Raw genomic sequence first — 14,339 nt, forward strand, 5'->3', positions numbered from 1 at the left:
TGGACCTGTCCCGCTTTCGTGCCGCCCCAAGTGCTCGTTTAAGCCACTTTCCGTTCGAAGGCGACGGGGCTTTTCCAGCCCAGTGCTGAGTGGCGTCGCCGTGGGTTGTAGAAGCCGTTGATGTATTCAAAGATCGCCATCTCAGCTTGCCGCCGTGTTTCCCATGACCTGCGCCAAATGAGTTCAGCTTTGATGGTTTTGAAGAAGGTCTCGACGACAGCATTGTCGTAACAATTGCCCTTGCCAGACATCGACACCTTGAAGCCTTGCTGGCGCAGAAGTTTCTGGTAGTCGTGCGAACAATATTGCGACCCGCGATCCGTATGGTGGATGCAGCTCTTGGGCGGTGCCCTGAACGCAATTGCCATCTTCAAAGCCCGTATTGCCAAGTCTCGTTTCATACGGTTGCTGACCGCCCAGCCGATCACGCGCCTTGAATGCAGGTCGAGGATGACAGCCAAATACAGCCATCCCTCACGCGTCCAGACATAGCTGATGTCACCGGCCCATTTCTGGTTCGGTTGGTCAGCCATAAAATCCCGGTCCAGCAGGTTTGGCGCAATATTGAACTTGTGATCACTGTCTGTCGTCACCTTGTGTTTACGGGTTCGCACCACGGATATGCCGTTCTGGCGCATCAAACGACCCACACGGCGGTGACCGATATTCAGGCCGATCTCCTTCAGTTCTTCTGTCATGCGCGGCCTGCCATAGCTGCCCAGGCTGAGACGGGATTGTTCTTTGATGTGCGCCAAGGTGACCAGATCAGACCGCTGTCTGCGGCTGGCAGGACGGCTTCGGAATGCTCGCAAACCGCGCGAACTGACACCGACAACGTGACACAAGCGGTTCACGGGGAAGTGGCTCCGGTGTTCCTCGACAAACCTAAATCTCATTGCTTTAGGCCCGCAAAGAACTGGGTGGCCTTTTTTAGGATTTCCCTCTCCTCCTTGAGAAGACGGTTCTCGCGCCGAAGTCGCTCATTCTCTTGGGCGAGGCTCAAATCCTCTTTCGACACCACGTCTGTGCCTCGGTGCGCGGTGATCCATTTGTTAAGCGTCGACATGCCAACACCCAGATCGTCAGCCACCTGCTTGCGCGTCAGCCCACTCGTCAGTGCGATACGCACCGCATCCTGGCGGAATTCGTCCGTCCGTTTCAGTCCCATAGTTCATCTCCTTTGTTGCAGTAAATGCTATCAAAGGAGCGGCATCAAACTGCGACAGGTCCAAAGAGAGTCGACAGCCGACAAAGCAGCCTGTCACAAAAAGCTTGCTGAAGGTGTCACGGACGTGACACAATTACAGTCACACGCGGAGTCATGCCGCGGTCGAACGCGTTTTTTCGTTTACTCTCTGGAGGTTGAGGCCTTTTTCTTGGGCCCCTACCGCCGGAGCCAATTTTCTAAGATATTTTAGTACTTACGAGTTAGCCCCTTCGGGGGCTTTTGTCGGTCTCTATATAGAGTAACAGATTTCCCAATAGGTGCCGCTGGCTTGGCTATGTTGGTTATCTGCACAAACGCTGCGATAAATCCGTTCTCAAAGGACTGGGCATAGACTTTCGTAGCCGGTGCCATTGGTCCACCGCTCCACTGCAGAAATTGCGAAAGTCCATCACAGCGGAATGTCCGCCGATTCATGACACACAAAGGCCCCGCGTTGATCACTCTAGATCCTCCCAGCGAGGCAGCGTGTGCACATGAGTTAATTCGGAGTAAAAGTTAACAGACCGCCACGCTACAGATGCTGGAGAGCCACGCGCAGCGGACCTGCGCCCCCGCCACCGTCGAAACCAGCGCGGGAGCAGGGGGCCGCGCAAGACAGCAACTGAAAGCAACGCTACCCGCCATATAGCGCAGCGGCGGTGCCGGACATCAACGCGACCTGATGCGGCGCGTCCTGCGCCGCCTTGGCGGCATCGTCGCGCGATTGGCTGAGATTTGCTCTCGCCAGAAAACATAGATGCCGGAACTCAGAATAATACCGATCCCCAACCAAGTCAGCGCATCCGGGAAATCTGAGAAAAACAGGTACCCCATGGCGGTGGCGCCGATAATCTCAAGATACTGGAACGGCGCCAGCATACCCGCTTCGGCTTTGCGAAAGGCTTCTGCGATCAGGATAAAGCTCGCCGCGGCGAGAGCGCCTGACGCGGCGATCACAGCCCATGCCCAGCTTGGCAGCGTGGTAAATGCGGGTTCGATATGCCCGGTAACGCCAAGGAACAAAGAAACTGCAACGATACCAATACAGGCGTAGAAAGTGGCACCGCATTGGACAGTAAGGCTCGATCTGGTTCCGCTGGCTTTGCGCAGCACGATCATGTTCAGTGCATAGCAGAGCGCGCCCAGCAGGGGCAGCAATGCGGCCAGGCCCAACTCGCTACCGGGCCGGATGATGATAAGCACCCCAAACAGCCCAACCAACACCGCGATCAGCCGACGTGGCCCGACCCGCTCGCCCAGCAGGGGGCCGACCAGCGCCGTTAAAAGCAACGGTTCTGCAAAAAAGATCGCAATGGCCGTGGCGATCGGCATCACAGAGAACGCCCAAGTCAGGCTCGTAAGTGTCACCATCACCAGCCCACCAGAAAGCGCAACAATTGGCGAGAACATGGGCCCCCGCAGGCGGCTGCGCATCAAAAAGGCGATTGGGGCAAGACAGAGACCCTGAGCCAGCAAGCGGACAGTGGTCACCTCAATGGCAGACATATACCCGGTGAGTATTTTGGCTATCGTATCCCCCACCGGCAAAAGCAGCATTGCGATTGCCATGCAGATCATGCCGTTTGCCGAGCTATTCTCAAAAATCCGAGGACGCCGCGGCGTGGTTTGAACATAGTTCATAGTCATCACTCCGGAAGCAGTTGGCCCATATAACGTTGGGCGAGTGATGTCCGGGCGTGCAGGACATGGTGTGAGGTTGAGGATAGATGCGTATCGGCAAGCGACGCCATCGCATAACGCATATGGATCAATTAGGGGGGCGGGCAGGCATAAGTCAATGTGCGATTAGGCGGCTCTGCCGGGGCGATCTGGACATGCGCGATACCGCGTCAGCCGGATTGCCCGCAAGCCGTCAAGCGGCAACAGTAAACGATCCCAGCAAGTGAAAACAAACGCCAATCAGATGAGAGAAAACGCGCAGGCATACACCACCGGATTGACCACAGCGCATTGAAAGTAGTTACATCAACTAAAGTTTGCGCCCCCGGCGGATCACTTTACGTCGTACACCAAATTGTCAGCCGAGGTTAATATGAGTGACACAGCCGCAGAGCCTGCAAAAAATCCCGCTGGAAAGATTGCGCTCATCACGATCATTCTGCTCTTGCTGGCAGTGCTCATCTACACATTGACTGACCGGATGGCGCCGTCTTCTTCGCGGGGCATCGTCTCGGCGCATGTGGTGCAGATCGCCCCCCGCGTCTCGGGCGAAGTTCTGCGGGTCCAGGTGCAAGATGACGCGGTGGTGCAGGCGGGGGATCCGCTGTTTCAGATTGACCCACGGCCCTTCGAGTTGGCGGTGAAACAGGCCGAAGCCAATCTGACCTCGACGGTGCAGAATATCGACGCCTCCGGTGCCTCATTGGTTGCCGCACAGGCTGCTGTGACCCAAGCACGGTCTGCGTTGGAGACAACGCGTTTGCAGGCCGATCGCACCTTTCGCCTTGAGGAACGCGGCCTTGCCACCACGGCGCAGGGCGACACGGCGCGGGGGCAAGTGGCTGACGCTGAAGCACGGCTCGCCTCGGCTGAGGCAAATCTGGAAAGTGCGCGGACGCAACTGGGCTCTCAGGGGCAAGACAACCCGGCGATCTTGGCCGCTCAGGCGCAATTGGAACGGGCGCAGTATGATCTGGCATCCACCCAGATACGCGCGCCGCATTACGGTGTCGTGACAAATGTGCTGCTTGCCGAGGGCCAGTTCGTCGGCGCGGGCAACCCGGCGCTGACCTTTATCGACGCCGATGCCGCATGGGTCACCGTTGACCTGCGGGAAAACCAACTGCAAGAGATCGACGCAGGCGATGAAGTGGGGCTGCTCTTTGACGCGGTGCCGGGAGAGATTTTGGAAGGACGCGTACAAAGCATCGCTTGGGGCATCAATCCGGGGCGCAATGTTCAGGGCGGGCTGGTCGTCAACCAGCCCAGCAACCGTTGGTTTGAACCGGCACGCCGCATCCCGGTGCGGATCGAACTGCTGGGTGGGATGGAGCAATGGCCCCACAAAGTGCGTGTCGGCGGCAAGGTCAACGCGGTGATCTATGCTGAGGGGCGGGGCAATCCGATTGCATGGTTTGCAGGCGCCCTTCAGCGCGTCAAATCCATCACCAGCTATCTGCATTAAGGCCAGCAGATGTATGTCACCCCGCGCCCCGACGTTAACGAAGACCCGCTTTATGCCGTGCGGCTGGGGCTGACAGGAATGCTCGCCTTTGCCGCGATACCGATCTTGAATCCTGCGCTGCCTCCCATCATCGCAGCGCTTCCTTTGGGGCTGATCGCCGCGCAGCGCAAAGCGTTCAATCCGGTGAAGGTCTTCGCCGGGCCGATCGTGATGATCATTATGGTCTATGTCATGACGTGGTTTGTCGAACAATTACGCCCGGTGCCGGTGGTCTATATCGGGGCGATCTGGCTGATCTATTTCATGGCCTTCCGCATGATCCTAAAAACCGGCGCGCAGGTTGGCATGCTGATCATTGTCGTGGCGCTTTTGATGTCGATCATGGGGATGCATGGCACCGCCACGCTGGAAGCGATGCGCGATGGTTTTGCGCAGGCGTCGCTGGTTGCGCTCGTGGTCGGGCCGTTCGTCTATATCCTTTTGCCCGCCCGCACGCGCGAGGTCCATGTCGATAATCCTATACCAAGCGGAGGAAATCTTGAAATCGGTGCCGCCATCCGGGCAACCGTGCTGATGGGGCTGAGCTTTTGGCTTTATTCGGTGATGCAACCCTCAGATATGATGATGGCGATGATCGCGGCGATGGTCGTGGTCTTTCCCTCTCGGCAAAGGGTATGGGACGAGGCGTTCCAGCGGGTTCGCGCGACGGTTTACGGCGTGGCGATGGCGCTCCTTGTGCTGGGGCTGTTTACCCTCTCGTCCCATTTGCCGATCATACTGGGGCTGATCTTTCTGGCTGGTCTCTTCTTCGGCTCGAAGATGCTGAATGGGCGTCACCCCAGCATGGTCTATCAATACGGGTTTTCGGTGACGCTTGCTTTGGTTGCAGGTGCGCTGTCGACCCAAGACCCTGCCTATGCCAGCTTCACTCGGATCGTATTGACACTGACCGGTGCGTTCACGGCAGCGTTTTTAGTGGCCTTGCTTGATGCCGCGACAGGCTGGCACGCCGATCCCGAAGTCCCGTCCACTGCGGCGCAAAATCCTAAGTCTGCCTGAGGGCCGGGACAACGCGATCGGTCGTGTCAGCTCGGGCGTAGCTCACCCAACAATCACAGCCCAAGCGCCGCCAAATACCGTCGCCCACCCCAAGCCACGGACGACCTGAGCACTCGCTAGCGTCCGGGCTGAGGTCACTGCAATCGCTACCCCGGCACCGTGTAGAAGCGCGGTGGATACCACAAAGCCCGCGCCGAATGTCGCCGCGCTCGCCGCGCCCAACTCGCCGCCATGGGCGACACCGTGGAACAGGGCAAAAATACCGACGATTCCCATGGCCGCGGAGGTCGGCAGGCGCATGGACAGCGCGACCACGAGGCCCATTGCAAAGACCGAAGCCAAAATCATCGGCTCGACGAATGGCAAAGAGAAGCCTGCGAGTGCAGCTGCGAACCCGACCACCATAGCGCCGACGAAGGAGGCGGGCAGGGCCCAGACAGCCCGGCCCCCGAGCACGGCTGCCCAAAGCCCCACCGCGACCATGACAAGAAGGTGATCAAGGCCGAAGAGCGGGTGCGAAAGCCCGGCTGCGAAGGATCCGTGCTGCGCCGGCGGCAGATGCGCAAAAGCCGGGGTGGCGAGCATTGTCAGCGGGGCGATTGTGAAAAGGCGTTTCATGGTTTGCTCCTATCTGCGGGTAATCGATGAGTATAAATCCCTATCGGATCGAAAAATTTTGCTGTGGCCGGCGCGGTTGCGGTCAATTCGCGCCGTCCCGGATCAATCGTGAGGATGCGCATGGGCGTGGCTATGGGTATGTTCGTGGCCGTCATCGTGGGCGTGATGGTGCGGGGCCATGGGGCCGGGGTCTTTGGGGATATGCCCCCCCGCGGCATAGGTTTTGCGCATCTCGCGTACCCAGTCGCACAGTTGCTCTACCGTCTCGGGCCGTTTGCGGGATAGGGCGAGCACCGGGCCGCCCTCACGCGCGTTGGTCGCGTCTGAGACCATTTTTTCGACATCCACATCGACATGCTCGCCCAGATCAATCTTGTTGATCACCAAAAGGTCGGCGCCGCTGATGCCCGGACCGCCCTTGCGCGCCACATCGCCACCGCCTGCCACGTCGAGGACAAAGAGCTGCGCGTCCACCAGCGCGGGGGAGAATGTCGCGGTGAGGTTGTCGCCCCCGCTTTCCACCAAGACGATGTCGAGCGGCGCGAAATCGCGCTCCATATCCTCAACCGCAATGAGGTTCATCGTGACGTCATCGCGGATCGCCGTATGCGGGCAAGAGCCTGTCTCAACCGCGCGAATGCGCTCTTCGGGCAGGACACCGGCGGATTTCAAAAACCGCGCGTCTTCGTCGGTGTAAATGTCGTTGGTGATCACCCCTAGCCGGAGTTCATCGCGCAGATGACGGCAGATTGCGGCAATGACAGAGCTTTTGCCCGTGCCAACCGGGCCAGCAACACCCAAGCGCAAAGCGCGGGTTTGGGGCGCGTTCATATCATTCATGTCCGGGTCTCCTTATTAAATAGCCCATGGGGCGCCGAGAGTGTTCAATCCGTCGTGCAACAGGCCCCGCAACGCGAGGCTGTCGGGAGCCACAGCCGAAATCGCAACGCCGGGGCCAGCGAGCGGCGCGCAGACTGCGCTCAGGTCATAGGGCTGCGCGGGGGGAGGGGTGTCGCTCCAATCAGGGTTCACCACGATAACCGAGCCGACGGCCCGATTGCCGCTGAGCACGGCGGCTCCGTCCCAACCCCGTGTCGCGGGGCCGAAGCTCAGCCGTTGGTCATAGAGCGCACGGTTGTCGCGGGTGATCCGCAGGCGGCTGCTGAAGTCACCGGGTTCTTCGCCATGCCGGCCCAAGAGCATCTCTTCGCGCAACACCAGCCGTGCGTCAGCGGCAAGGTTGATCCGCACGTCATGCAGGTGGTGGCAGCGATGCGCCGCGATAATCGGCTCGGCCCACCAAACGAATGTCGCACCGGCTTCGACATTGACGGTGATCGTCATACGCGACTGTTCGCCTCCCACGCCGGGGAGCACCAGCATGGCAGACACCTCTTGCAGCAACAGGGTGCTGCCTTGGCCCACCCGAACATCCAACGCATAGGCGTCACCGCCCAAGGGCCCCGCCGTGCCAGCGGCAAGGGCTACGCGTGCAATGTCTGTCCGGCGATGGGTGAGAGGTTCGGCGCCTTTTGGGTTGCTTTTGCGTAGAACCAGCGGCCCGTCCGAGCGCAGCACATCGGCGTGGCTGCTTCTGCCCGAAAACACGGTGCTGAGACGCGCTTGGGCGAACATCGCACCTGTGGCGAGCTTATCAGGATCACGAAGCGAAGAGTCGTACATCGGACCTCCTGTGATGTTCGGCGGCGATATCTGCCAAAGGGGATCCGGGGGAGGGGAGATCGGCGGCAGGCTCATGAGCAAAACTCGCAGCATAGGCCGCCAGTTCGTCGAGCCGCCCGGTCATACGCGCTAGGATCGCATGGACATTGAACGGGTCGACAGGCATCAGCTTGGCTGCCGCGGCGGCTGCGCCGGAATTGTTTTCGTGCAAGATAGCGAGGGCGGCTGCGGTAGGATGAAGGCCAAGTGCAGCGGCTGCTATGCCCATCACCAGCGGCTGATGCGGGGCAGCCCCCAACTGCACAAAATCCTCATGGGGATGGATGCTTTGCATGGCGCGGCGCAACTGACGACCCAGATCGCGAGAGACTTTGCGCAACTCGGGCGCGGGGATGCGCGCGTCAAGCTCGGCCTCCAATTCCGGCAGATCCGACAAATCCCCTTGGATCGCCCGGGCGCAGACCGCAGCGGTAAAGGCAGCCGCGACGAGACCCGCAGTCTCCGCGCGACCGATCAGGAAAGCCTCAAGATCGGCCATATCACGCACCCGACGCGCCCGCACCGCAGGCTCCAACCCGCCGGAATGGGCGTAGCCGCCAGCTGGCAGACGACCATCCGCGAGCAGCAAAAGCGCCGCTTGTTGCCCTGCTATGCGGTCCAGCATCAGAACAGGAAGTAGCGCTGCGCCATAGGCACTTCGCTGGCCGGTTCATGGTCCGCGATCTCTCCGTCGATCTTGACCGAATAGGTATCGGGGTCGACTTCGATCCGGGGCAGGGCGGTGTTTTCGGGCATGTCCTCCTTACCGCGTCCGCGGGTGTTCTCAATGGCGACGAACTTGCGGTTGGTGTTGATCCGGTCCGCAATGCCGTCGTCAATCGCCGCTTGCGAGACAAAGGCCAGGGAGGTCGCGCCGGAGGCGGGGGAGTGAACGTTGTATCCGGTCCGCTCCATCACCGGTTGCGGTGTCGGGATAGAGGCATTGGGATCACCCAAAGCCGCCGTGGCCACCATGCCGCCGGTAAAGACCGTATGCGGGCGCACGCCAAAGAGGGCGGGTTGCCACATGACGATATCCGCCTTCTTGCCAACCTCGATCGAGCCGATCTCGCGCTCCATCCCATGGGCGACGGCGGGGCAGATCGTATATTTCGCCACATAGCGCCGGGCGCGCATGTTGTCGGCGCGGGTGTCACCGGGGGCCGCGCCGCGCAGTTTCTTCATCTCATGCGCGGTCTGCCAAGTGCGCATGACCGTCTCACCAATCCGCCCCATCGCCTGTGCATCCGACGACATGATCGATATCGCGCCCATGTCTTGCAGGATATCTTCGGCGGCGATGGTGCCCGCGCGCACCCGGCTTTCAGCAAAGGCCAGATCATTCGGCACCTGCGGGTTCAGGTGGTGCGCCACCATGACCATATCGAGATGCTCGGCCACGGTGTTATGGGTGAAAGGCCGCGTGGGGTTGGTCGAGGCGGGCAGCACGTTACGCTCCCCTGCGATGGAGATAATGTCAGGCGCGTGACCGCCGCCAGCGCCTTCGGTGTGGAAGGCATGAAAGGTGCGGCCATCGACGGCTTTCAGCAGGTCTTCGACAAAGCCCGCCTCGTTCAGCGTGTCCGAGTGGATCGCCACCTGCACGCCGGATTCTTCAGCCACCGACAGGCAGGCATTAATCGCGGCAGGGGTGGCGCCCCAGTCCTCATGTACCTTGAAGCCACCAACACCGCCGCGCAACTGTTCCCACATGGCTTCTTTCGACATGGTGTTACCGCGTCCGAGGAACAGCACATTGACTGGCCAAGGGTCGAAACCTTCGAGCATCCGCTCCATCCACCACGCCCCCGGCGTCGCGAGCGTCGCCTTGGAGCCTTCTGTCGGGCCAGTGCCGCCGCCGGTGACAGTGGTAACACCCGCCGCCAGTGCCACCTGCAACATCTGCGGGCCGACGAAATGTACGTGTGTGTCGATGGCGCCCGCCGTGGCGATCAGGCCGTTGCCCGCCATGACTTCTGTCGAAGGGCCGATGACCAGCGCGGGGTCCACACCGTCCATCGTGTCGGGGTTGCCGGATTTGCCGATGCCGACGATGCGCCCGTCACGTACCCCGATATCGGCTTTGATCACGCCCCAATGGTCGAGGATAACGGCCCCCGTAATCACCAGATCAGGCGTGCCATCCGCGCGGGTGTGTGAGGATTGCCCCATCGACTCGCGGATCGACTTGCCGCCGCCAAAGACGGATTCATCACCGCCGCCAGAGCGGTCTTCCTCGACCTCAATCGTCAGGCAGGTATCGGCCAGCCGGATGCGGTCCCCCTTGGTCGGGCCGTATGAGGCGACATATTCGCGGCGATCAATTCTTTGCATTGTCGAGCTCCCCTTTGCACAGTCCGCGCAGACCCAGAACAATGCGCTTGCCTTGAATGGGCACCAAATTCACCTCCGCCACGGCACCGGGTTCAAACCGCTCGGCTCCGCCCGACAGCACCGCAAGGCGTTTGCCCCAAGCGGCATCTCGGTCAAATTCCAGCGCGGCATTCACCTCAGCGAAATGGAAATGCGAGCCGATTTGGATCGGGCGGTCCGATGTGTTGGCGACGCGGATCGTCGTGACCTCTAGCCCGTCGTTGATAATGACATCGCCCTCGCCATAGAGGATCTCGCCCGGAATGATCGGATCAGCGTCATGGTCGAGCGCGTCTTCCGTCTGCCGCCGGGGCGCTTGGCGTGTGCCGCCGCCGGGCCGGCGCGGCTCACTGGGGCCACTTGGGCCGGAGGATTTCGTGCGTTCGTCGGATTCCGCGCTTGTCAGATCATAATCGCGGCCGGGGTCATCCGTCTCGTGACTGGGCCGCTCAGAACTGGCGTTGTCAGACACAAGCTGCGCGAAGGGGTTGAGCTTTTTGGTCATCGGATCGGCTCCATCACTGTCACGAGTTTGGTGCCATCGGGAAAGGTGGCCTCGACCTGAATTTGGGCGATCATCTCAGGCACGCCCTCCATCACGTCATCGCGGCTCAGCACATTACGACCGGATTCCATGAGATCGGTCACCGTCTCGCCGTCTCGCGCCCCTTCGAGGAGGTAGGAGGTCAACAACGCGGTGGCTTCGGGGAGGTTCAGTTTCAGGCCGCGTTCCCTGCGCTCCAGCGCAAGCTTTCCGGCCGTATAGATCATAAGACGCTCTTGTTCGTGCAAGCTGAGTAACATCCGTACCCTCCAAAAACATAAGCTATGCAGCGATACTTGAAATTTTAGACGGCAAAGTCACGCATTATTAAAGGGCAGCGAGGCTTACCTTTGCGGTCGTCAAATCAGGTTTTTGTCAGTTTTATCTGTAACTTAAGCGCTAAGTCACCTGCGCCAATAAGCCGTGCTCATCTGCTGACCCTTGCCGAGGCCAAGCGGGCCCTTAAAGTGGTCGCGCAACGCCTTGGCAGTTGCAAACTCCCCCGCGAAAAAGCCGTAGCCCACGCCAGGGTTGGTCAACTCCCGTGCAACGTCTAACACGCTGTCATCAAAGGTATTCGGTGTCAGACGATGCAGGCGCAGCCTGCTCGGTGGGAGGTAGTCTTCGGCGCGCAGACTGTCGGGCAGGGCCAGCACAACGTCGCCTTTGGTGTCCTGCGGCAGCTTTGCCAGCAGTTGCGCCACTATGGGCAAGCCTGTGCCGTCTGCAGCGATGAAATAAGAAGACGCTTGGGGAAGCGCGCTGAGCCCTACCGGACCCATGGCCCCTATCTTCTGCCCTGCGCGTGCTTCTTGCGCCCACCGAGATATCAGTCCAGCACCGTGACGCACCACGTCGATGTCGACCTCCTCGCGTTCCGGGCGGATGTTTTTGAGTGTCACATAACGGGCATGAAGGGCATCGGCACCCTTGGGCCAAACGGGCGCACCATTGGCCCCCATCACTGGCCAGACCGGCCTGCGGGTTGGATCACAGGGCAGGACCAGCCTTAGGTGTAGCCCCTGTGCTGCGAGCTTGTCGATGTCTGGATAGTGCAGGGTGACGCGTTGCATCCCTTCGAACAGCAGTGTGCTGCGGCGCACGGTGAGCAGACGGAAATTGCTGGGTGCAACCCCAGCCTTTTGCGCAACCCCCTGCCAGCGGATCGTTTCCGCAAGCGCCGGGTCAATCGCCGCGATGTGATGCACCAGACCCTCTTTAGAGAACTGCATCGCATTGTCATTCGGGGCCTGAAGCCGCACATCCAATGCCTGCGCGTGTAGGGCGAATTCGATCCGGTAGCCGTCTTGCTCAAACACATGCCGATCCGCCTTGGTGCGAAAGGCCATGCCGTGATCGTCCCTCAAATGCGACAGGATTTTCGCGGTCACGTCCTGAGGTGCATCAAGGGAGATAGTGGTTTGGGCTGTGGCAGTCATCGGGCGCTTTCTGACGAGGGGACGGAAAACGCGGCGCGCGAGGGACGCGCCGCGTTGAGGCTCACCAGCTATGGGATAGCTTTACCGTGACTTCACGGCCTGGGCTGTAGAAGTCAGCATAGGAACCACCATAGGCAGTGTGCTTTTCGTCAAAGAGGTTGGTGACACTGGCAGACAGCGCGGTCCGTTCAGTTAGGTCGTAATTCACCGCCGCATCCACCACGACAAAGCTGCCGGTCTCGCCCGAAGCATTGGTGTCGCTGTAGTAATAGCCCCCGTTAAACCGCGCACCGAGACCAACAGTCAGATCACCGCGCCCTAGGTTCTCCCACGTCCGGCTGGCCCAGATCGAGGCGATATGCTCAGGCACCAGACCGGGGCGATTGCCAACATTGCCAGAGGTGCCGTTCTCTTTGATCTCGGCATCAAGGTAGCTGTAAGCGCCGGTGAAGGTATATGCCCCGACCTCGGCCTTGGCCTCCAGATCAATCCCGCGCACGCCGATCTCGCCAATGGTTTCAGGCTGGTTGGTCGCCGGGTTGGTGCGGGTGATGTTGGACTTCGACAGGTCATAGACCGAGGCGGTCAGCAGTGCGTTGCTGCCCATCGGTTGCCATTTGCCGCCCAGTTCAAACTGCTCGCCCTCTTCCGGCTCCACGCCAAGGCCCGCCGGCACGGCGGATTGCGCGTAGTTGCCAAAGACAGCGATATTCGGCGTGATCTTATAGGTCAGGCCAAACCGCCCTGTGGTCTCGCTGATCTCGCCTGACTGAACCGTGGCGGCAAGGTTGTTGGTCTCGGTCACATCGATCCAATCGTGACGCAGCCCAAAGGAGGCGATGATCTGTTCGTTCCAGTTAAACATTTGCTGGAGGTAGAGCGCCTTGCCTTCGGTCTCGGTGTCGAGATCGGCATACATCGGCACGCTTATCGGGCGGCCTGTCGGCGTCGGGTTGTCAATATCCACCGAGGGAGCCGCGCCGTAGAAGCGTTGGTCGGACTCGTCGGACCAAGAGAATTCAACCCCCGCTGTCGTGGTGCTGGCCGCGCCGCCGACAAAGCCTTCATAGGTCAGATGCAGGTCTGAGATGAAACTCTCGGCGGTGCCGTCGCTGGCGAAATAGGCACGGTCTACGGTGGTATCATTTGGCGAGTAATCGCTGACATAGGCGTAGCCGAAATCATCAGCGCTGTCGCTGTAGCGCAGCGAGCCTTCGAAGCTCAGCCCGCCGCCGAAATCATGGGCGCCCAACACGGAGACGGTGGTCCGCTCCGTTCCGCGGTAGTTGTAGTCCGGCTCGCCATAGAAAACATCCTCGCGGCTATAGTCCCCGCCCGAGGGGAAACCGCCGCTGCCCGGCACGGAATCGCGGTTCAGATGGTCGATGATAACGGTTAGTTCCGACGCGTCAGAGGGCCGCCATGTCAGCCCGCCCATGGCAAAGGCCTCGTCATTCTCAGCCGTTGGATATTCCAACTCGCCATCGCGCATGAGGCCCGTAAAACGGTAGCTTAGCGTACCTTCTTCATCCAATGTGTCGCCAAAATCGACGCCGGTTTCTACGCTGCCGTAGGAATCGAGCGAGGTATAGACAGAGCCAAACCGCTCTGCGCGGGGACGTTTGGTGACATAGTTGACCGAGCCGCCGGGGTCGGACAGGCCGAAGGTGGCAGAGGATGCTCCTTTGATCACTTCAACCCGTTCAAAGGCAAAAGGCTCCTCACGCACCGCGCCGAAATTCGCGCCGAGTGTTAGCCCATCGCGGTAGGTATAGGCTTCAAAGCCACGCAGGATGAAATAGTCAAAACGGTCGTCCGCGCCATAGCTGTCGGTGGAGGCCCCGGCGGTGTAATTCAACACCTGCTCGACGCTGTCTGCCCCCCGCGCTTCGATCTCGCGGCTGGTGATGACCGAAACGCTGGCTGGAATGTTGATGATCTCGCCCGAGAGCTTGCCGCCGCTGCTCAGCTCGCTTGCCACCACAGTCTGTGCATCCGACGCGCCGGAGGTGCGTGCGCTCGCCTGCAAGATCACATCATCCAGCTGATAGGCTTCTTGCGCCGAAAGCACGCCCGGCACCAAGGCCGTGCAGCACATCAATGCTGTTCTCAAAGGGCTGTGTCCGAAATGGCGCGATAGCGTGGGGGAAAGGGGCATAGGGGTCTCCATAATAACCTAGTGAATCAGTCGGGAATCACTTACAGCCTCAGTTCGAGAGGTGCCAGTATAAA

Annotated in this window: 13 protein-coding genes; 2 read left to right on the top strand and 11 right to left on the bottom strand. The window is 60.2% G+C overall.

The window, feature by feature from the left end; all coding sequences use genetic code 11:
• Window positions 1–38: 38 nt before the first annotated feature.
• Together HTT03_RS17665 and HTT03_RS17670 are read right to left on the bottom strand one after the other, a co-directional pair.
• A protein-coding gene (locus tag HTT03_RS17665) for an IS3 family transposase (protein WP_174858008.1) occupies window positions 39–1,168 on the bottom strand; the annotation gives its coding sequence in 2 pieces (ribosomal slippage) (window positions 39–925 and window positions 925–1,168; 1,131 coding nt in all).
• A 708-nt stretch (window positions 1,169–1,876) separates the two neighbouring features.
• Window positions 1,877–2,848: a DMT family transporter gene (locus HTT03_RS17670; RefSeq protein WP_246253589.1), complete on the bottom strand. Its 972-nt coding sequence runs from the start codon at window positions 2,846–2,848 to the stop codon at window positions 1,877–1,879.
• 412 nt (window positions 2,849–3,260) lie between these two features.
• Between HTT03_RS17670 and HTT03_RS17675 the strand changes: the two genes are divergently transcribed.
• Both HTT03_RS17675 and HTT03_RS17680 read left to right on the top strand, forming a co-directional pair.
• On the top strand, window positions 3,261–4,352 hold the full coding sequence (locus tag HTT03_RS17675; protein WP_174861093.1) for an HlyD family secretion protein: 1,092 nt from the start codon (window positions 3,261–3,263) through the stop codon (window positions 4,350–4,352).
• A gap of 9 nt (window positions 4,353–4,361) precedes the next feature.
• On the top strand, window positions 4,362–5,411 hold the full coding sequence (locus HTT03_RS17680) for an FUSC family protein (RefSeq protein ID WP_174861094.1): 1,050 nt from the start codon (window positions 4,362–4,364) through the stop codon (window positions 5,409–5,411).
• Between the two features lie 42 nt (window positions 5,412–5,453).
• Here HTT03_RS17680 and HTT03_RS17685 read toward each other — a convergent pair whose 3' ends face one another.
• From HTT03_RS17685 to HTT03_RS17725, 9 genes are all read right to left on the bottom strand, one after another.
• A complete protein-coding gene (locus tag HTT03_RS17685; protein ID WP_174861095.1) occupies window positions 5,454–6,029 on the bottom strand; it encodes a HupE/UreJ family protein in 576 nt (191 codons plus the stop codon).
• A 102-nt stretch (window positions 6,030–6,131) separates the two neighbouring features.
• Window positions 6,132–6,869, bottom strand: coding sequence for an urease accessory protein UreG (ureG, locus tag HTT03_RS17690; protein WP_217482854.1), 738 nt, complete (start codon window positions 6,867–6,869; stop codon window positions 6,132–6,134).
• A gap of 15 nt (window positions 6,870–6,884) precedes the next feature.
• Entirely contained in the window at window positions 6,885–7,712 is an 828-nt protein-coding gene (locus tag HTT03_RS17695; protein WP_174861096.1) for an urease accessory protein UreD, read from the bottom strand.
• Window positions 7,690–8,376, bottom strand: a complete 687-nt coding sequence (locus HTT03_RS17700) for an urease accessory protein UreF (protein WP_174861097.1) — start codon at window positions 8,374–8,376, stop codon at window positions 7,690–7,692. Before HTT03_RS17700 ends, HTT03_RS17695 begins: the two co-directional genes overlap by 23 nt.
• Window positions 8,376–10,085: an urease subunit alpha gene (locus HTT03_RS17705; RefSeq protein WP_174861098.1), complete on the bottom strand. Its 1,710-nt coding sequence runs from the start codon at window positions 10,083–10,085 to the stop codon at window positions 8,376–8,378. Before HTT03_RS17705 ends, HTT03_RS17700 begins: the two co-directional genes overlap by 1 nt.
• Window positions 10,072–10,392 (bottom strand): urease subunit beta, encoded by a 321-nt coding sequence (locus HTT03_RS18775; protein ID WP_343035878.1) that lies wholly within the window; start codon window positions 10,390–10,392, stop codon window positions 10,072–10,074. Before HTT03_RS18775 ends, HTT03_RS17705 begins: the two co-directional genes overlap by 14 nt.
• 233 nt (window positions 10,393–10,625) lie before the next feature.
• Window positions 10,626–10,928, bottom strand: a complete 303-nt coding sequence (locus HTT03_RS17715) for an urease subunit gamma (RefSeq protein WP_174861100.1) — start codon at window positions 10,926–10,928, stop codon at window positions 10,626–10,628.
• A 144-nt stretch (window positions 10,929–11,072) separates the two neighbouring features.
• Window positions 11,073–12,107 (bottom strand): siderophore-interacting protein, encoded by a 1,035-nt coding sequence (locus HTT03_RS17720; protein ID WP_174861101.1) that lies wholly within the window; start codon window positions 12,105–12,107, stop codon window positions 11,073–11,075.
• Between the two features lie 61 nt (window positions 12,108–12,168).
• Window positions 12,169–14,265 carry a TonB-dependent siderophore receptor gene (locus tag HTT03_RS17725; protein ID WP_174861102.1) on the bottom strand — a complete coding sequence of 699 codons (2,097 nt, stop codon included), beginning with the start codon at window positions 14,263–14,265 and terminating at the stop codon, window positions 12,169–12,171.
• Window positions 14,266–14,339 lie beyond the last annotated feature (74 nt).

The organism is Sulfitobacter maritimus (assembly GCF_013346665.1).
Taxonomy (GTDB): Bacteria; Pseudomonadota; Alphaproteobacteria; order Rhodobacterales; family Rhodobacteraceae; genus Sulfitobacter; species Sulfitobacter maritimus.

Excerpts from the sequence above, each read along its gene's own strand:
- HTT03_RS17695 (WP_174861096.1), bottom strand. The coding sequence starts at position 7,712 with ATGTACGACTCTTCGCTTCGTGATCCTGATAAGCTCGCCACAGGTGCG.
- HTT03_RS17675 (WP_174861093.1), top strand. The coding sequence starts at position 3,261 with ATGAGTGACACAGCCGCAGAGCCTGCAAAAAATCCCGCTGGAAAGATT.
- HTT03_RS17720 (WP_174861101.1), bottom strand. The coding sequence starts at position 12,107 with ATGACTGCCACAGCCCAAACCACTATCTCCCTTGATGCACCTCAGGAC.
- ureG (WP_217482854.1), bottom strand. The coding sequence starts at position 6,869 with ATGAATGATATGAACGCGCCCCAAACCCGCGCTTTGCGCTTGGGTGTT.
- HTT03_RS17680 (WP_174861094.1), top strand. The coding sequence starts at position 4,362 with ATGTATGTCACCCCGCGCCCCGACGTTAACGAAGACCCGCTTTATGCC.
- HTT03_RS17725 (WP_174861102.1), bottom strand. The coding sequence starts at position 14,265 with ATGCCCCTTTCCCCCACGCTATCGCGCCATTTCGGACACAGCCCTTTG.
- HTT03_RS17715 (WP_174861100.1), bottom strand. The coding sequence starts at position 10,928 with ATGTTACTCAGCTTGCACGAACAAGAGCGTCTTATGATCTATACGGCC.
- HTT03_RS17685 (WP_174861095.1), bottom strand. The coding sequence starts at position 6,029 with ATGAAACGCCTTTTCACAATCGCCCCGCTGACAATGCTCGCCACCCCG.
- HTT03_RS17705 (WP_174861098.1), bottom strand. The coding sequence starts at position 10,085 with ATGCAAAGAATTGATCGCCGCGAATATGTCGCCTCATACGGCCCGACC.
- HTT03_RS17670 (WP_246253589.1), bottom strand. The coding sequence starts at position 2,848 with ATGAACTATGTTCAAACCACGCCGCGGCGTCCTCGGATTTTTGAGAAT.
- HTT03_RS17700 (WP_174861097.1), bottom strand. The coding sequence starts at position 8,376 with ATGCTGGACCGCATAGCAGGGCAACAAGCGGCGCTTTTGCTGCTCGCG.